A 17,956-nucleotide genomic window follows, 5' to 3' on the forward strand; every position below is an offset into this window, starting at 1 on the left:
CGGTGCGCGGGCTAGCCTCGCCCGTAAAATACGTGTTCCACGGCGGCGCGGGCATGCCGCGCGGCCCGGGCGCGCCGGTCGAGGATATCGCTGGCGTGCTCGGCGCCCAGGATCGCGGCCATGCGTTCGCGCTCGCGTGGATCACGCGGAATGACCTGAGCAGCGCTCCCGGTGCGGCCCGTCGCCACAAAAGCGGCCTGGCGCAGGGCGCTGGCCGCCTGCCAGCCCTCCACGAGGGCATGTTCCTCATCCGCGGTGATCAACCCGGCAGCGCCGGCCGCCCGCAGTGCCTCCCCCGTTCCGGAAACCCGGAGTTGCGGGTAGGCCGCGGCGTGCTCAAGCTGGAGGAGCTGCGCGGTCCACTCCACATCCGCGCTTCCGCCCGGCCCGAGCTTGAGGTGGGAGGCCGGGGCCACTCCCCCGGGGATTCGTTCTTTTTCCACCCGGATTTTCATGAGCCGGATGGCGGTGCGCCGCGCCTCATCCCAGTGCGCCGGGTAGCGCAGCGGGGCGACGAGCTCGAGGAAACGTTCCCCGAGTTCGCGATCCCCGCCCACCGCGCGGGCCCGCAGCAGCGCTTGAAATTCCCAGGGCTCAGCCCAGTTGCGGTAATACTCCCCGTAGGAATCCAAGCTGCGCGCGAGCACCCCGCTGCGGCCCTCGGGGCGCATATCCGCATCCACGGCCAGCGGCGGCGCCCCGCCCACCTCCTGCTCCAGGCGCATAAAAGCACGCGCCAGCGCATCGGCATCCCCGGCGGCCTCCTCCGGCCCGTCCCACACAAACATCACATCGGCATCGGAGGTGTAGCCGCATTCGTGCCCGCCCAGGCTCCCCACCCCGATCACCGCAAAAGAAAAATCGGGGTGCGGGCCATCCGCCTCGTTTTTTTCGGCGACGACGGCGCACCTGGCGGCGCGGACACCCGCTTCCACCGCGCATTCCACAGCGTTACTCACCGCGCCCGCCACTTCTTCGGGCCCGAGCAGCCCGAGAGCCTGGGCCATGGCGGTGCGCAGCACTTCCCGCCAGCGCAACCACCGGCCCGCCCCGGCGATCTCCCCTGGCTGGCTGCGCCGCTCGAGCAGCGCGTCCAGCTCCCCGCGCAGCGCCGCCGCGCTGCGCGGGGCCAGCTCGGCGTCGTCGCCCAACCACGCAATGGATTCGGGTAGTTCGGGGATATCGCGGGCCAGGAAACGCGAGCGGGAAAGAATGAGGGCGAGGCGGTGGGCAACGGGTCCGCCGTCGCGCAGGGTGCGCATATACCAAGAGGTGGCCCCCATTTTTTCGGAGAGCACCCGGAAGGCGAGCAGGCCGGCATCCGGTTCGGGGCCTTCGGCGAACCACCCGAGCATGACGGGCAGGAGCTGGCGAGCGATGGCGGCGCGCCGGCTGGTGCCTTCCGTGAGGGCGCTGATATGGCGTAGTGCGCCGGCCGGGTCGCGGTAGCCGATACTGGCCAGCCGGGTGCGTGCAGCCTCGGGTGCCAGGGAAATATCATCGGCGGCTAGCTGCGCAGCGGCGGGAAGGAGGGGCCGGTAGAAAATATCTTGGTGGAGTTCGCGCACCTCCCGGCGTACCTGCGCGAAGGCGTCGGTGAGGGCCGCGGCGTCGGGTAGGCCGAGGGAGCGGGCTAAGCGGCGCAGGTCATCTTCGCGAGTGGGAAGCACGGCGGCCCGGCGCAGCCGCACCAGTTGGGCGCGGTGTTCCAGGCAGCGCAGCCAACGGTAGTGGTGGTCCAGGCGGGCGGCATCGGGGCGGGAAATATATCCGCCTTCGGAGAGGCTCGCGAGCGCCGTGGTGGTGGTGGCCGAGCGGATGGCGGTGTCCACGCGCCCGTGCACGAGCTGGAGGAGCTGGACGGTGAATTCCACGTCGCGCAGGCCGCCCGCTCCTAATTTGATATGGCGGTCGCGTTGGGCGGTGGGGATATGGGCTTCCACGCGGGCGCGCATGGCCCGGGCGTCGGTTACGAAGTTGTCCCGGGAGGCGGCGTTCCAGACGAGCGGGGCGGTGGCGCGCAGGTAGTTGGCGCCGAGTTCGCGGTTGCCTGCGGCCACGCGGGCTTTGAGGAGGGCTTGGAATTCCCAGCTTTGGGCCCAGGTGGCGTAGTAGTCTAGGTGGGAGGCGAGGCTGCGCACCAGGGGGCCGGTTCCACCTTCGGGGCGCAGCGCGGTGTCAATGGTCCACAGGGCGCTTTCGGGGCCGGGTGCGCTGATATATCCGGCAAGGGTGGTGGCCAGGGCGGTGCCGATCTCCAGGGCTCGCGCTTCGCTCACGCCCGGGCGCGGTTCGGTGATATAGACAACGTCCACATCGGAGGCGTAATTGAGTTCCCCTCCCCCGGTTTTCCCGAGCGCGATAATCGTGAAATCGACGGCGTTGGCATCGGGTACCCGGGTGCGGGCGAGTTGGAGGGCGCCTTCCAGGGTGGCGCAGGCCAGGTTGGAGAGGGTGGCGGCCACCTCGGGCAGGCGAGCAGCGGGATCGGGCAGGGTGAGGTCCCAGCCGGCCAGGGTGAGAATGCGGGTGTAGTAGTGGGCCCGCAGCGCGGCAATAGCATCCTGGAGGGCACTGCGGTTCGCGTGCGAATCGCTCCCGACCTCCGGCCCGGCACCGGTCATAGGATCCGGCCCGACGCCGACCGCAGGACTCGTCCCGGTACCTTCCACAGCGCCCGCGAGCCACGGCGCGAGGGCGGCGCGCATGACCGCGCGTTCCTCCGCCTCGCTCAGCAGGGCGCGCGCTTCGGCTTCTTCGGCGGTCCCGCGTAGTTCCTGGGCGGCTTGGGGGTGGCGGGCCAGGTGATCGGCCAGCGCGGTGGAGAGCCCGAGCACGGCAAGCAGGCGTGGCCGGGCTGCGTCGTCGTTCCCTACGCCCTCCCGCCGGTTCAGGCCGAGCCGCGCGCAGGCCGCAAGCGCCCGGTCCGGATCCGCGACGTGCGCGAAATCTTCAGGGTGCCAGGCGCCGGCCTCCAGCTCCGCGGCGGCGCGTTCGGGGGCCGTGAATCCGCAGCGCCGGGCCCGCTGGGCGAGGGTGAGACGTCGCATACCCGCTCCCCGCGACCCTAACGATCAGCCCGGAAACGCGCGCGTTCCAGCGGGGTGACCTGGGCGCGGTATTCGGCCCATTCGGCGCGTTTATCACGCAGGAAGTAATCGAAAGCGTCCTCGCCCAGGATCTCGGCAACCAGGTCGGAGCTTTCCATGAGTTTGAGCGCGCTATCCAGGCTCCCGGGCAGGGATTCGATACCGAGCACGGAGCGTTCCATATCGGTGAGGAGGAGGACATCCGTATCGGCCGGGTCGGAAAGATCGTATTTTCCTTCGATTCCGGCCAGGCCCGCGCCCAGCACGGCCGCGAAAGCCAGGTAGGGATTGGCGGCTGTGTCCAGGGCGCGGTATTCCAGGCGCGCGGATTGCGGTTTGGTGGGCTTGTATTCGGGCACCCGCACGAGGGCTGATTGATTACGCGGCCCCCAGCACACGTAGGGCGGGGCTTCCCCGCCACCCCACAGCCGCTTATAGGAATTAACATGCTGGTTGGTCACCGCGGTGATTTCGCGGGCGTGGCGCATGAGCCCGGCCAGGAAGCGCCGCGCTGTCACCGACATCCCGAATTGGCCGCGCGGGTCGTGGAAGGCATTTGTTTCGCCTTCGAAAAGTGAGAAGTGGGTGTGCATGGCCGAGCCGGGCCAGTGCGCCAGGGGTTTGGGCATAAAGGATGCTTCCACCCCGTGGCGCAGTGCCACTTCTTTAATAATGACGCGGGCGGCCATAATGCTATCGGCCATCGTGAGGCAGTCGGCGTAGCGCAGATCCACTTCCTGTTGGCCCGGGCCGATTTCGTGGTGGGAAAATTCCACGCTGATGCCTACGTCTTCCAGGGAGAGGATCACATCGCGCCGGAAATTATGGGCCACCGAGCGGGTAACGTAATCGAAATAGGAGGCCGAATCAATCGGGGTGGGTTCTTCATCGTCGCTGGCGCCCGGCTGGAAGAGGTAAAACTCCACTTCCGGGTGGGCGTAGGCGGTGAAGCCCAGATCCTCGCAGCGGCGTAGGGTGCGCTGGAGGATAGCCCGCGGGTCGGAGCGGGCCGGTTCACCTTCGCGGGTGAGGATGTCGCAGAACATGAAGGCGGCGTCGTCGCTCCCATCCACGCCACGCAAGACCGCAAAGGTCGAGGCATCCGGGCGCGCAATCATATCCGATTCGTAGACGCGCGTGAGGCCTTGGATGGCCGAGCCGTCGAAGCCGACGCCCTCCGCGAAGGCATTATCGAGCTCCACGGGAGCTACCGCCACGGATTTGAGGGTGCCGACGATATCGGTGAACCACAGCCGCACGTAGCGGATACCGCGGTCGCTTATAGTGCGAAGGACGTGTTCTTGCTGGTCATCCATGGCGCTTCATCTTTCCGTGTTTTTTCGGGGAGGGTCCGTTAGTCCGGGCAATGCCCGTTATGTGTGCGTGCGAGTGGAAACGGGGAGTAATCCGCGCACGAAACGCCGCAGGTGGCGCCGCCGCGCGTGCGGAAGATCGTGGGCGAGCGGGTGGGAACGGAACCGGGTTTCCAGAACGCTCAAGGCTTCGCGCAGCTGGTACCAGTTCGTGATATCTTCTCCGGCCAGGTGCAGCCACGGGAGAGCAGCGCCGACGTCGCGCATATCCCGCGAGTTAATTCGTTCGAGAGAACGAACCCATTCATCGGCACATTCCAGGCCGTAGGCCCAGCCCACGTAGGAGGCGAGGACCTCCGCGCTCACCCCGGCGAAACGGGGCGCCGCGGTGAGGAAGCGCCGGAAGCCTTCCACCTGATCGGAGGCCACCACTCCATTCGGGGTGAGGGAAGAAAAGTTGAGAAGCCCAACGAATCCGCAGAACACCAGCCACCCGCCCACAATGAGCCAGTACCAGGACAGCTGGAAAGCCAGAGCCCCGATAAACGCCAGGCCCATGAGCGCGATACCTCCGAAGAAAAGCACGGCGGCCAGCGAGCCCACTAATTCGCGCCCGTGGTGGTACCAGCCGCGCCGAGAGACCACTTCCGCTTTGCTATCGCGCGCGATGGCGAGAGCGAGGCGTGTGGAAAATCCCTGTACCCGCAGCACCGGGCGGGAGGCGGCCGGTAGCCCGGCGTTTTCCATCGCGGTGCGGTACGAGCGGTCATCAAAGGGTTCGGATTCCCGGAATGCTGCCGATTCGGCACTTTCCGGGGAGGCCAGGGCGGCCAGGAAGCGTGCCTCGAAGGGCTCGAGGGTGGAAGTATCGGCTTCGGTGAGGGAGATGGTGATCATCTGGCCGCGCAAGGCCGGATCCCGGAAGAAGTCAATGGTGAGGAATCCGCGGGCGGCCAGGTCGAGGAGGGTGGTGATGGCGGCGTCATCTGCGGCGTAGTGGCGGTGCATAAAAGCACCGAGGGCGGAAGGCATCTCCGGCGGAATAGTGCGTACCGGCGGGCGGGTATGCGGGCGGCGCCGCCGGTAATTATGGCCGGTCACCCCGGCCGGTTCACGCGGATATACCCCGCGCGGCAGATCGGCATATTCCCGACTGGGGATGAGCGCCAAGCACATAATGACCAGGGCGGTCACCCCGATCCCTAAGGCCAACCAGAATTCCAGTGCGTTCATGGACACCAGCTCAAGCAAGGGTTCCACAGTCACCTCCTCGCACCTAGCGTACCGTGCCAGCAGGCCCGCGGTACGTGCGAAGTGCGATGTGCGCGGGGCCGTACGCGCGGCCGGCACGTAACACCGCGCAGCGTCCGCGTTCCACCGCCGGCGCGATGATGCACCGGCGCGCGTTCCACCGCGGGCGCGATGATGCACCGGCGCGCGTGACCTAGTACTCTAAGCCATAGATATCGGGAGGTAATCATGACGGAGTTCTCACCGGCACGAATTCGGGTGCAGCACCTGAACGAGATGGTCGCTAACGGAGAGGTGCTCACGGCACTCACCTGCTATGACGCTCTAACAGCGCGGATCTTGGACGCGGCCGGAATCGATATTTTGGTGGTGGGTGATTCCATTGGCAATACCGCCCTGGGATTCTCCTCCACCATCCAGGTCACCCTGGAAGATATTGAACGAGCCACCAGCGCCGTCATGCGCGGCACCACCCGGGCTTTTATTATTGCCGATATGCCCATGGGCACCTACGAGGAAAGCCCCGCGCAGGCTATCCGCACCGCCATCCGCCTGGTGCGGGCCGGGGCGGACGCGGTGAAACTGGAAGGCGGGGAAGCTTTCGCCCCCACCGTCGAAGCCCTCACCAAAGCCGGGATTAACGTGGTGGCCCACGTCGGTTACCGCCCCCACGCCGATGCCGCCCTGGGTGGCCCGCGGGTCCAGGGCCGGGATGAAGAAGAAAGCGAGGCCATTATTGATGACGCGGTCTCGCTGGAGAAGGCCGGAGCTATTGCCGTCGTCGTCGAAATGGTACCCGGGAAACTCGGAGCAAAAATTACCGAGATTCTTTCGGTTCCCACCCTCGGAATCGGGGCCGGGTATCGCACCTCCGGGCAGCTGCTGGTCTGGCCGGATATGGCCGGGATGACCGAATGGCAACCCTCCTACGCCAAGCGTTTCGGCGAGGTAGGTGCGGCGCTGAGCAACGCGGTCACCACTTTCCGCACGGCCGTCAAGGGCCGGGAATTCCCGGATAAGGAGCACAGTTTCTAAGCCACTACAATGGTGGCTATGAGTCTTGCAGCACGTGCGCCGCTCGGTACGGCGCGTCCCGGAAAGATTTCGCCGCGCCGTAAAGTTCCGGCTTCCATTGAACGCCCCGAATATATGTTCCATGACGGGCCGGAAGTGATCACCGCCTCGGATGTGAAAACCGAGGAGACGATTGAGCGGATTCGCGTGGCGGGAACCATTGCCGCGGATGCCATGTACGAGGCCGCAAAAGCGATCCGCCCGGGCGTGAGCACCGATGAGCTGGACCGCATCGCGCACGAGTACATGATCGATAACCGCGCCTACCCCTCCTGCCTGGGCTATATGGGTTTCCCCAAGTCGATCTGCACCTCCGTAAACGAGGTTATCTGCCACGGCATCCCCGATGACCAGGTACTACGCGAGGGCGACATTATTAATCTGGATGTCACGGCCTATAAGGACGGCGTGCACGGGGATACCAATGCCACCTTCGGCGTGGGCGAGATCGACGAAGAATCCCGCCTCCTCATCGAACGTACCGCCACCGCCACCCTGCGCGGAATTAAAGCGGCACGCCCCGGGCGCCAGGTCAATGTGATCGGGCGGGTCATCGAGTCTTACACCAAGCGTTTCGATTACGGGGACGTCCGGGATTTCACCGGGCACGGCGTAGGCGAAGCTTTCCATTCCGGTCTTATTATTCCTCATTACGACGCCGCACCTTTGCACGGGGAAACTATCGAAGAGAATATGGTCTTTACAGTCGAGCCCATGGTGACCCTGGGAACTATCGACTATGAGATCTGGGATGATGACTGGACCGTTGTGACCAAGGATCGCGGGCGCACCGCCCAATTTGAACACACCATCGTGGTGCGGGAAAGCGGACCGGAAATCCTCACGCTGCCCTCCGATCCGAATCTTGGGCTACGGCTCTAGGCAGGTAGACACGGCGCTGATATGCGCGTGGGGGCGGATCCGAAAATCCGCCCCCACTGTCATCTTGGCCTATACGCCGGGTTCTGTACCGCTTGCGCGGCGGCGACCATCCATCTACGTGCGCCATTGCTGACGCACTCTAGCAATCCACCCGTGCCCTAGACGAGGAGCCTGGCGGGGCACTGTCTGATCTTGCTCCCGGTGGGGCTTGCCGTGCCATGCCGGTCACCCGGCACGCGGTGGTCTCTTACACCACCCTTTCACCCTTACCTTGCGGCGGTTTACTTTCTGTTGCGCTTTCCCGCGGGTCACCCCGGGTGGGCGTTACCCACCACCGTCCTCTACGGAGCCCGGACGTTCCTCGAGGCGCATACGCGCCGCGCGGCCGCCCGGCCAACATGACCCGTTTATGCTACCAGCCTGGAGGGGACGTGGTAGCGGGCCTACAGGTGCGCGGTGGGCAACCCTACTGTGCGCGGTGGTCACCCCGAGGTTGTGACCGGGGTTCTGATCGGGGTTCTGGCAGCATCTAAGAATGCCGTTTCTGAATGTATCTCCCCCATCGATTACCACGAGTAATTATGCAATATTGTTCCCTTGCTCACATGCAAAAGTCCGAATGCGCGGGAAAGTAAGGCAAGCCGTTCTCACCCCCGCAGCAGCGATTGTCAAGTCTTTGAGGATCCCTTGCCCGTAAATATTAAACCTGCTTAGAATCCAGACAACAGGCAAAACAGCGACGTTTCGCGCGTTTTCTCTGTTAGTAGGTAATGGCTGCGGGGGCCGACTTTGCGTGAGGGTCGGCTCCCGCACCTCTCTCCGCAACGTTGCGTGAATGCTCCACACGCTGCGCAACACCGCGAATACCTGCCACGCGCCACCGCTACCCACCACCGTAGACGCTCACCACATTTAACCAAAGGTCATGTACGAATATACAGTCTGGCTCGTAGACTTTAGCTGTTTTATAAACGCTCAAAAGTTGCAGATTAGCCGCTCCGGGTAGTACTGCACGTCTTCGCGAAGGATCCCCATGACACAGCGCATCTCCCGACTCGCCAGTACTCTTACCGTGACCACCCTCGCCCTCAGCATGGCGAGCACCGTTGCCGCCCATGCCCAGCCGGCCGCCGACTCCCCCACCCCGGGAGCCTCCTTTACCTCCTGCACGGATTCCCCCAAAGCGAAGGCCGCGGTGGATGAAGCAAAGGCCGAACGCGAGGCACTGGTCAAGAAAACGGAAACGGCGCAGCAGGAGCTCGCCGCCGCTCAGGAAGCGGCAACGGCGGCGCAGGCCGCCAAGGATGCAGCAGCCGCGAAACTGAGCGAGGCGGATAAGGCCGCTCAGGCCGCCGCGGAGGCACGCGACAGTGCCAAGACCGCACTCGATGCTTTCCAGGCGGAAGGTCAGGCCGCGAAAGATGCGCTTCCCGCGGCCCGCACCGCCCTCGAGGAGGCGGAGGGCCGGGTAGGCGCGGCGTCGTCGCAAAAAGACAAGGACAGCGCGGCGGTAACGGAAGCGCAGCGCGTTCTTGAGGAAAAGAACGCGGATCTCGCCGCAAAGACGCAGGCCGAGAAGGATGCACGCGCGAAGCTGGAGGCGGCGCAGGCCGCCGAGGCCGCAGGCAATGCCGAACGCGAGAAGCTCGCCGCGCAGTTGCGTGAGGTGACCGAGAAGAAGGCGCAGGCGGATGCGGATGTGACCGCGGCGCAGGCGAAGGAACGCGCGGCGCAGGATACCCGTTCCGAGGTGGTTGCGCGGGAGGAGGAAAAGGTCGCCGCCGCGCAGCGCGGGTACGACGACGCTGTTGCCGCCCTTCCCGCCGCTCAGGCCGCGAAGGAGGAAGCCCAGCAGGCGGCAGCCGCAGCCGCTAACGACGTGACCGCCAAGCGTGGCGAGGACGAAGCTGCCCAGGCGAAGGCCAAGGATTCGGAAGCGAAGCTGGCGCAGGCCACGCAGAAGCTCGGTGATCTTGAGAACGCCGTGACCGACCTGAAGAACCGCCAGGCCGAGGTGGAGGCCGCGCTGCCCGCGCTCGAACAGGCGAAGAATGACGCTGAGGCCGCCTACAACGAAGCCCAGGCGGCCGAGGATGAAGCCAGGGATTGGTACGAGGCGGCTGCCGGAGATAAGAAGAATTTCACCGACGCGGACGTAGAGCAGTACCGGCAGGAATGGGAGGCGAAGAAGGCCGAAACCGCACCGAAGAAGGCGGCTTTCACGCAGGCTAATGATGCCTATACCGCTAAGGTTGCGGAAAAGGATCAGCTGGCCACCCAGGTTCCGGCGAAGGAAGCCGAGCGCGATGCCGCGCAGACCGAGAAGACCGGGCTGGAGACAGCTCACGCTGCGAATCAGCAGGCCGCGCAGGACAGCGCCGCGAAGCTGACCGCCGCGGTGGAAACCGAGAAGGCCAAGCGCGCTGCTCTTGCGGAGAAGGACGCGGCGCTCACCGCGGCCCAGCAGCAGGTAGAAACGACGAAGGCGGCTCTCGCTGCAGCGGAAGCGGCCGCCGCGGAAGCGACCCGCCCGGTGGATGAGGCCCTGGCCGCGGCCCAGCGGGAAACCGCCGCCGCGCAGGAGAAAGCCACGCAGCTAGCCACCGAGCACGCCGCACTTTCCGAGCAGATCATGACCGTGCACGTACCCAAGTGGAATGATCTGCGCCTCAAGCGTGAAGATGCACAGCAGGAGCAGACCCAAGCGGCCGGTGCGCTCGCGGAGGCAGAGGCCGCGAAGGGCGCTGCGGATCAGGAGCTTGAGAAGGCGAAAACTGCGGCGCAGAAGAGCGCTGCGGCGGTTACGTCCGCTGAAGCTGAGCGTGACGCGACGCGCCAGAAGGTAGCGGAGCTGGAAGCGGCCGGCGCGAAGCTGGACGGTTTGCAGGCCGAATACGACACGTTGGCCGCGGCTGCTACCCAGCCGGAGGCGGATGCTGCTGCGGCCCGTGAGCAGGATGCGGCCGCTGGCACGGCACTTGCGGACGCGACGGCGAAGGCCGCGGAGGCCGATGCGGCGGTAAAGCGTTCCACGGATGATCTTGCCGCGCTTGATACGCGTATCGCGGCGCTGCGGACTTTCCTGGACAAGTGCGCTGCTGAGGAAGCGGAGCGGCCGGGCGCGGGCGAACAGCCGGGTACCCCGGGCGCTCCTGAAACTCCGGCACAACCGGAACAACCGGCTAATCCAGAGCAGCCCGGAACCGGAACCGCGGCTCCGAGCACGCCGGCACCGAGCACGCCGGCACCGGGAGCTTCTGCGCAGAATCCTTCAGCGCAGGGCGGCAAGCATGCCGATCCTTCTGCACCGCTCGCCCGCGGTCAGCAGTCGGTTGCCAAGCACGCGGCACCCGCGGCGCAGCTGCCGAGCACCGGCGCGGAGAGCAGCGGCATCGCGGGTTCAGCTCTGCTGCTGATGCTTGCCGGAACGGGCGCGGTGGCGTACGCCTCCCGTAAGCGCACCACGCGCTAAAGCCGCACAACATAGAGTGCGCATAAGAACACCATTTTCAGCTGATTTCGTGTTTCTTATGCGCACTCTGTGTCTCTCATAGTTTCGAATGCGCACTCCGCACGTCCCCGCCTGGCAATTGCTCTGGCGGGGACGGGTTGTTTTTCCGAGCTGTACTACATCTGTCGTATATGCGAAGTACAGGCGTGAAAAAGAGAGCCGGCCTAGGCTTCGTCGTAATCAACCGGCACGATAATGCAGTCGTAGTCCTCAGAAAGATAAATCTCATCTTCCGGGGTGGCCTTGATTTGCGCCACTTCCACCGGGGAAAGTGTGATTCCCGCCCCGGTAGCACCGTTAGGCGTCATGGTCATAACCGCGTAGCCGCCGGTAGCAACCGAGTGTTCGTACACTTTTTTGAGCGATTCTGCCAGCGGTGCATAGAGTTCCTCGCGCTGAGCGCGGATTTTTTCTTGGGAAGCGGTGATGTCCGCGACCACGTCCTCCAGTTCGGAACGCTGGGCCAGTACTTTTTCTTGGAGTGAATCGATAGCTGCACCCAATTCCCGCACTCGCTCTTCGCCACCTTCAACAGCTTCGAGCGCAGCGAACTCCTTTTCCGACGTTTCTTCCAGGGTGGTGCGCAGCGCCGCCATTTCGTCTTCCAGCACGAGCAGATCGCGGGAGGTCAGCCCGGTGCCGGCATTATATTTTTCTTCTTTGTCCGCTACCTGGCGAGCCAAATCCGCGCTGGTCTTCTCCACACTCGCTAACTCCGCCCGCGCCTGCTCCAACTGCGTCTCCGCCGCGGTTTTTTCCCGCCCGCGCGCGGCAATCGCGTTGAGGAGTTTACCCAAAGAGGCTCGCAGCGGATGCTGGGTATTTTCCCGCTCGAGGCGATTGAGCTGCGCGTCCAAGTCTGCAACCTGAAGCAGGATAAGTTGATCGGCACGGGGTGCTTTCATCGGGTGGATCTCCTTCGACTCGCACGAAAGGCGCACGGCGCGCCTTCCCCTATTCTATGTGGGAGAACCGGCCCCGCGCAGCGAGCTCACCCGCGCAGCACCGATGGCCCGGCAAGCATGACGTAGCCCGGCCGGCACCACTGCGCCGTCGTACTTTAACCGCGCAGCGCAATATTCCAAGCATCCGTGGGAATCTCGGAAATATACGTATCCAGCTGCGGGAAGCGTGCGAGCAAACGCTGCTCCATCTCGCTCAGTACCGGCCATTCGCTAGCCCAGTGGGTGGCGCAGATGAGGGCGCAGCCGCCGTCCCAAATATGGTCGGTGGCCGGGTGGTGGCGCAGATCCGCGGTGAGATAAGCATCCGCGCCCGCGGCTTTCGCGGCTGCCAATAGCGAATCCCCCGACCCGGAGCAGATGGCTAGCCGCCGCACCACTCGCTGCGGATCGCCAGCTCCGAGCACGCCGGCCGGGGTATGCGGCAGCACCTGCGCGACCCGCTCGACCAGCTGCCCGAAAGGCACGGCTGCGATGCTGCCCACCCCGCCTATTCCGGATTCGGGATCCAGCGGCGCTTCAATCTCCACGTCCAGCAGCCGCGCGAGCGCGGCGGTGGAGGCCACCACGTCCGCATTGGTGTGCGCACTAAAAAGCGCAACCCGCCCGCGCACCAGCTGCGTGATCCACCTTCCCTTGGCGAACGTTCCCGCCACGGTCGAGGTTCCCCGCAAAAAGAGCGGGTGGTGGGTGATGAGGAGGTCGGCCCCGCGTTCGCAGGCTTCTTGCACGGTTGCTTCACACGGGTCGACGGCGAAACCGACGCTGCGCACCTCGTCGCTGGGCAGGCCGGCCACCAGGCCGACCCGGTCCCAGCTTTCCGCGCATGCGGGTGGGAAGAATTCGTCCATGGCCGCGGTGATATCCGCCACTGTATACGTCATGGACTCACCCTACCCTAGGACGCCGTGCGCTCCACGGTGCTCTCCCATTCCTTGTGGAAAATTTCCTCCTCGTGATCGAAAGCAGTGACCACCGATTGCACGTAGAAGTTCTCCGCATCGCAGCGAATGCGAGTATCTGCTTCCAGGCGGACCTCCCAACCGATATCCGGGCGGGCCAACCCGATTTTCCATTCGGCTTCGGTGCGGGCCGAAAGCGGGTCATCCCAGGAAATCCAGTAGCGTTCCACGGAATCTTCGTCATAGTGGAGGCCGTCCGGGTAAACCCGGGTGCCTCCGTAGGCCGGATCTACCTGGATGAACGTCTCTTTCTTCACCACGTCGCGGGTGATAAGGCGTTCGGGACGGCGGGCTCCGGCAGCCCCAGCTTCCGGGTACTTCACGTCCAAACCAACGGGCTGGACCGGCCCGGCGAAACGCACCGCATCATCGAGCGCATCGCGCTCTCCCCCGGGGCGAATCGGGCGGGCGGGCACCACCAGCGCGGAGGCCCCCAGATCCACTTCCACCCCGGCGTTTTCCCGCGCCGGCCAAATCCACGGCCAGTAAGCACTGGAAAGCGCCACCCGCAATGTGTGCCCGGCCGCGAAATGGTAGCCAATACCGGTGAGTGGAATCTCCACATCCACCCACTGCCCCGCGGGCATCTCCACGATCCGCTCGCGCCCCTCGCGGGCGCTCAGGTTGAGGTTCCCGCGAGTGATGAGCGTGGAGGCACCGTCCAGGGCCACATCTTCCAGGCGCACATACATATGCCCGCGCTCCCCGCCGTTACGCAAGCGCAGCAACGCCCTGGCATTACCGAGAATCTCGACCGATTCCCCCAGGTAAAAATCGCAGGTCACCGCGCGGCCATCGTCGGCGCGCTGATCGACCGGCAAATCGGCGTCGTTCCCGTACGGGAAGTACCGCCCGGCATCCGAGCCGATGTCTTGCGGCGACTTCACAAGAATCGTGCCACCACGCACCGCACCCGGCGATACGCTCGCCCGCCCCAATTCAAAACGAAGCGACTCAATATCCGGGGAGGGCCAGGCGCGTTCCGCCACCCAGCGGCCCTCAATTTCCTCGTATACCGAGGCTGGGCGCATGGGGTCACTGATCCAGGTGCGCAGCAGCGGCTCATCCATCGCGCCGTTATCCACGCCCTTGAGCCACCTATCCCACCAGCGCAGCGTTTCCCCGAGGAAATCAATATGCGGGCCCGGGCGCAGATCGCGATCCGGGTACTGGTGGCTCCACGGCCCGAGCAGCCCGCGCACGTTCTTCCCCAGTGCGGAGAGATTCTCCACCAGGCGCAGCACGGTATCGCGGTACGGATCAAACCAGCCACCCACCGCGAGCACCGCTGCATCGAGTTTCGAATAATCCTCACACACCGAGCCGTGTTTCCAGTAGGCATCGCGGGTTTGGTGACTCATCCAGGTATCTACGTAGGGCTCCATATTATTGAGGCGCTTCAGCCACATGGACTTCCACTTCTCCCCCACGGCGCGCGGGTCCGGCGGCCGGGATTCGAAGGCGAGCATGGTGGCTCCCCAGGCGTGCATATCCACCGCGAGCATCGAGCCGCCGAAATAATGCACGTCATTGTCGTAGCGATCGTCGGTGGAGCAGGTGGTGACAATCGCTTTGAGGGCTTCCGGCTGGTAGGAGGCGAGCTGGAGCGAATTGAAACCGCCCCAGGAAATCCCGAACATGCCCACGCTCCCCGTGCACCACTCCTGCGCGGCAATCCACTCGATGACTTCCAGGCCGTCTTTATGTTCCTGCGCATCGTATTCATCGCCCGGGATGCCCTCGGAATTGCCGTGCCCGCGGATATCGACCCGGATGGAGGCGTAGCCGTGCCCGGCGTAATACGGGTGGCGTTCGTGATCGCGCGGCGCGGTCCAGTCTCCGCTGCGGTAGGGCAGATACTCCAGGATCGCCGGCACTTTTTCCTCCGTGCGCGGCATCCAGGCTTTCATCCACAGCCGGGTGCCGTCCGAGAGCGGAATCCACCCCTCGCGAATCTCAGTCTCGTAGGGAAAATCTGTGATGTACTCCATTGTTCTCCTTCCTAGGCGTCTGTGCCGTGTTGTTTTTATGCGTGTGCTGCGGTTTTCGTGGGGCGCGTTGAGGAACGACGACGCCGCCAGCTTTACGCGACGACTTTCATACGTGAGCGCATCCACGGAGTAAGCGCCATGAGCAGCACGCCGTAACCGATAACCACCGCTCCCTGCACTCCGAAGTAGGCAGGGATGGAGGCGGCCATATTTTCGTAATCGAAGAATTTCACCACCTGGGCTTGGATGCCCTGGGCGCAGGCCATGGCCGCGAACCACAGGGCCATGGTTTGGGAGGCGAAAGCCCGCGGGGCGAGTTTGGTGGTGGCCGACATCCCCGAGGTTTGCAGCACCAGGTCCCCCAGGCCGAGGAAGATATAGCATCCCACCAGCCACAGTGGCATGAGGAGGGCCCCGCGCGGGGTGAGGATGCCCGCGAGTGCCACGATGACGAAGGCGATCCCGCCGAGCACCGCGCCCAGCCCCACTTTCGCGGCCACGTGCGGTTGGCGTTTGCCCATTTTCAGCCAGATCCAGGCGAGCACCGGCCCCATGATGATTTCCACGATGGCGGTGAGGGAAATGTAATAGGAGGAGGGGTAACTCAGGGAGCCGATGGTGTTATCGGTGGCGTTGAGGGCCACGAGGTTGAGGGTATTTCCGGTTTGGAAATAGAGCAGGTTGTAGAGGATGAGGGCGATGAGCAGCAGCGCGTAGGGGATGAGATTGCGCCGTTCTACCGGGGTGACCTTCGGGGAGCGGTACATCCACAGGAAGAAGAACACCGGCACGATCCAGGTGATCACGGAGATGCCATTGACGACGTCGCTGAGTGTGGCGGAGGAGAAGGTGGCGAAAAGCGTGGCTACCGCCACCACTGCTCCAACCAGTCCCACGAGCATCCAGAAGGAACGGTCCGCCACGAAACTGGCGCGGATGCGATGTGCTTTGGCGCGCCCGGATAGATTTTTCCCGGTTGCCACGTAGGCGATGAGGCCGAGGATCATTCCCACCGCGGCGGAGGCGAAACCGGCGTGCCAGTGCACCCGTTGGCCGAGGAACCCGGCCACCAGCGGCCCGAGGAACGCCCCGATATTAATACCGGCGTAGTAGATGGAGAAGCCGGCATCGCGGCGGCTATCCCCGGGTGCGTAGAGTTCACCCACCATGGTGGAAACATTGGGTTTGAGGAGCCCGGTTCCCACCACGATGAGGCCCAGGCCCACCCAGGTGAAGAATTCGGTGGGGATACCCATGGCGATATGGCCCGCGGCAATAACAATGCCGCCCCAGAGCACCGTGCGGTAGGTGCCGGAAATCCGATCCGCGATCCAGGCGCCCGCGATGGAAAGCAGGTAGACGAGGGCACCGTAGGCGGCCACGATGGAAGATCCCACGTCCTCCGCGTAGCCGAGCCCGCCGCTGGCGATGGCATCGGTGAAGTAGAGGACCAGAATGGCTTGGAAGCCCAGGTAGGAGAAACGCTCCCAGAGTTCCAGGCCGAAAAGGGAATACAGGCCGGTGGGTTGGCCCATAAAGGAGCGGGTGGCGCGGGCGCGCCGGTCGCGGCGCAGGGCTTCCTTATGTTCCTTAATGTACTTTTTGGGATTCTCGACGTTATCGGGGACCTGCGCGGCAATCTGCGCGTGGGTGGGTAGGTCAGTCACGTGGTACTCCTTCTCGAAAAACGGGACCGTCTGACCCCGCTATCGCGGCCGCTTCCTCCTTTCTCTAGGCGCGCGCGTGCGTCCTTCCGGGGCAGCGCGACGGGCGCGCATCCCCGGCTTTTCCAAGCACAGCAGGGGCACTTTTCGGCCCTGCTATCCGTTTTCCAGGGTAACAAGCACCTCCGACATAACCGCTATTTGAGTACTTTTTTATCGTTTTCGCCCTACCGCCCACCCGCCGCAAGCCCTGAGCCCGTAGGAAAAACTCGAATAGACATGACATCGGTCACATTGATAGGCTGTGGGGCATGACCACATGCGATATTCCCACCATTCCCCTTGCCGATGGCGGCCAGATTCCCCTGGTTGGGATCGGATCCCTACTGGCCAAAGGTAACGAGCTTGCCACCACGCTCGGCCAGATCATTGCCGATGGCTACCGCCTTATCGATACCGCCCAGCAGTACGCCAATGAAACGGCCGTCGGCGAGGCGGTGAAACGCTCCGGGGTTCCCCGCGCGGAGGTATTCATCACCTCGAAGGTGGCCGGCGGGGAACAGGGGAAGCGGTACACCCGGCGCAGTATTGAGGATTCGCTGCGTCGCCTAGATACCGATTACCTCGACGCCCTCCTTATCCACTGGCCCAATCCTTCCCGTGGCCTATACGTGGAAACCTGGGAGGAGATGCTCGCGGCGCAGGCAGAGGGCCTGGTGCGCCACGTAGGGGTCTCGAATTTCTTGCCCGAGCATCTCACACACCTTTATAAGGCCACCGGAGTTTGGCCGGTACTCAACCAGATCCAGCTCTCAGTCGCTCTTCCGCGCATCGATCTGCGCGCTTTCCACGAGCGCCACGGTATTGTCACCCAGGCGTGGCGGCCGCTCGGCGGGCCGGAAAAGCTGCTGGATCAAATCGTGGTGAAGCGCCTGGCGGCCAAGCACGGGGTGAGTGCCGGGCAGATTGTGCTGCGCTGGTGTGTCCAGCAGGGCATTGTGGTGATTCCGTCGTCGTCCCAACGCGAGCGCTGGCGGGCAAATGCCGATCTGTTCAACTTCACCCTGGATGACTCGGATATGCGCGATCTGGCCGCCTTAGACACCGGGGACCTGCACGTGTGGGATGCGCGCACGCACGAAGAGTGGTAGCGGAATTTCGCGGCGCCCACGGAATAAAAAGTGGGCCCGACCGGATTCGAACCGATGACACCCTGGGTGTAAACCAGGTGCTCTGACCAACTGAGCTACGGGCCCG

The 17,956-nt window shown here is 64.4% G+C and carries 11 protein-coding genes, 1 tRNA gene and 1 other RNA gene; 4 read left to right on the plus strand and 9 right to left on the minus strand.

All coding sequences use genetic code 11. The features are described from left to right. Window positions 1–11: 11 nt before the first annotated feature. From QP305_RS07860 to QP305_RS07870, 3 genes are read right to left on the minus strand one after another with little or no spacing between them, the layout of a single operon-like run. Window positions 12–3,050 carry a bifunctional [glutamine synthetase] adenylyltransferase/[glutamine synthetase]-adenylyl-L-tyrosine phosphorylase gene (locus QP305_RS07860; protein ID WP_284904812.1) on the minus strand — a complete coding sequence of 1,013 codons (3,039 nt, stop codon included), beginning with the start codon at window positions 3,048–3,050 and terminating at the stop codon, window positions 12–14. Window positions 3,051–3,067: 17 nt separating this feature from the next. Further along, the gene (locus QP305_RS07865) at window positions 3,068–4,405 is read right to left on the minus strand and encodes a glutamine synthetase family protein (protein ID WP_087070665.1); all 1,338 of its coding nucleotides are present in this window, start codon (window positions 4,403–4,405) and stop codon (window positions 3,068–3,070) included. A gap of 57 nt (window positions 4,406–4,462) precedes the next feature. Beyond that, the gene (locus QP305_RS07870) at window positions 4,463–5,662 is read right to left on the minus strand and encodes a DUF2207 family protein (protein ID WP_284904813.1); all 1,200 of its coding nucleotides are present in this window, start codon (window positions 5,660–5,662) and stop codon (window positions 4,463–4,465) included. A gap of 219 nt (window positions 5,663–5,881) precedes the next feature. On the opposite strand from QP305_RS07870, the gene panB reads away from it, so the two are divergent. Both panB and map read left to right on the plus strand, forming a co-directional pair. Further along, on the plus strand, window positions 5,882–6,688 hold the full coding sequence (gene panB, locus QP305_RS07875) for a 3-methyl-2-oxobutanoate hydroxymethyltransferase (RefSeq protein ID WP_284904814.1): 807 nt from the start codon (window positions 5,882–5,884) through the stop codon (window positions 6,686–6,688). Between the two features lie 9 nt (window positions 6,689–6,697). Continuing rightward, window positions 6,698–7,609 carry a type I methionyl aminopeptidase gene (gene map / locus QP305_RS07880; RefSeq protein WP_284904815.1) on the plus strand — a complete coding sequence of 304 codons (912 nt, stop codon included), beginning with the start codon at window positions 6,698–6,700 and terminating at the stop codon, window positions 7,607–7,609. A gap of 56 nt (window positions 7,610–7,665) precedes the next feature. On the opposite strand, the gene rnpB is transcribed toward map, so the two are convergent. Continuing rightward, an RNA gene (rnpB, locus tag QP305_RS07885) (RNase P RNA component class A) lies at window positions 7,666–8,010 on the minus strand. Window positions 8,011–8,642: 632 nt separating this feature from the next. On the opposite strand from rnpB, the gene QP305_RS07890 reads away from it, so the two are divergent. Then, window positions 8,643–11,081, plus strand: a complete 2,439-nt coding sequence (locus QP305_RS07890) for a hypothetical protein (protein WP_284904816.1) — start codon at window positions 8,643–8,645, stop codon at window positions 11,079–11,081. A 203-nt stretch (window positions 11,082–11,284) separates the two neighbouring features. On the opposite strand, the gene QP305_RS07895 is transcribed toward QP305_RS07890, so the two are convergent. The 4 genes from QP305_RS07895 to QP305_RS07910 form a co-directional block, all read right to left on the minus strand. Beyond that, window positions 11,285–12,025 carry a zinc ribbon domain-containing protein gene (locus QP305_RS07895; protein ID WP_284904817.1) on the minus strand — a complete coding sequence of 247 codons (741 nt, stop codon included), beginning with the start codon at window positions 12,023–12,025 and terminating at the stop codon, window positions 11,285–11,287. 155 nt (window positions 12,026–12,180) lie between these two features. Then, window positions 12,181–12,966 (minus strand): Nif3-like dinuclear metal center hexameric protein, encoded by a 786-nt coding sequence (locus QP305_RS07900; RefSeq protein ID WP_284904818.1) that lies wholly within the window; start codon window positions 12,964–12,966, stop codon window positions 12,181–12,183. Window positions 12,967–12,980: 14 nt separating this feature from the next. Continuing rightward, on the minus strand, window positions 12,981–15,035 hold the full coding sequence (locus QP305_RS07905) for a CocE/NonD family hydrolase (protein WP_284904819.1): 2,055 nt from the start codon (window positions 15,033–15,035) through the stop codon (window positions 12,981–12,983). Between the two features lie 92 nt (window positions 15,036–15,127). Further along, window positions 15,128–16,702 (minus strand): peptide MFS transporter, encoded by a 1,575-nt coding sequence (locus QP305_RS07910; protein ID WP_284904820.1) that lies wholly within the window; start codon window positions 16,700–16,702, stop codon window positions 15,128–15,130. 308 nt (window positions 16,703–17,010) lie between these two features. On the opposite strand from QP305_RS07910, the gene QP305_RS07915 reads away from it, so the two are divergent. Beyond that, window positions 17,011–17,850 (plus strand): aldo/keto reductase, encoded by an 840-nt coding sequence (locus QP305_RS07915; RefSeq protein ID WP_284904821.1) that lies wholly within the window; start codon window positions 17,011–17,013, stop codon window positions 17,848–17,850. Window positions 17,851–17,881: 31 nt separating this feature from the next. Here QP305_RS07915 and QP305_RS07920 read toward each other — a convergent pair. Next, window positions 17,882–17,955: transfer RNA gene (locus QP305_RS07920), tRNA-Val, on the minus strand. Window position 17,956 lies beyond the last annotated feature (1 nt).

The organism is Actinotignum timonense, assembly GCF_030216305.1.
Classification (GTDB): Bacteria; Actinomycetota; Actinomycetes; order Actinomycetales; family Actinomycetaceae; genus Actinotignum; species Actinotignum timonense_A.

Coding starts and splice junctions, on each gene's coding strand:
- QP305_RS07860 (WP_284904812.1), bottom strand. CDS start 3,050: ATGCGACGTCTCACCCTCGCCCAGCGGGCCCGGCGCTGCGGATTCACG.
- QP305_RS07865 (WP_087070665.1), bottom strand. CDS start 4,405: ATGGATGACCAGCAAGAACACGTCCTTCGCACTATAAGCGACCGCGGT.
- panB (WP_284904814.1), top strand. CDS start 5,882: ATGACGGAGTTCTCACCGGCACGAATTCGGGTGCAGCACCTGAACGAG.
- map (WP_284904815.1), top strand. CDS start 6,698: ATGGTGGCTATGAGTCTTGCAGCACGTGCGCCGCTCGGTACGGCGCGT.
- QP305_RS07890 (WP_284904816.1), top strand. CDS start 8,643: ATGACACAGCGCATCTCCCGACTCGCCAGTACTCTTACCGTGACCACC.
- QP305_RS07895 (WP_284904817.1), bottom strand. CDS start 12,025: ATGAAAGCACCCCGTGCCGATCAACTTATCCTGCTTCAGGTTGCAGAC.
- QP305_RS07900 (WP_284904818.1), bottom strand. CDS start 12,966: ATGACGTATACAGTGGCGGATATCACCGCGGCCATGGACGAATTCTTC.
- QP305_RS07905 (WP_284904819.1), bottom strand. CDS start 15,035: ATGGAGTACATCACAGATTTTCCCTACGAGACTGAGATTCGCGAGGGG.
- QP305_RS07915 (WP_284904821.1), top strand. CDS start 17,011: ATGACCACATGCGATATTCCCACCATTCCCCTTGCCGATGGCGGCCAG.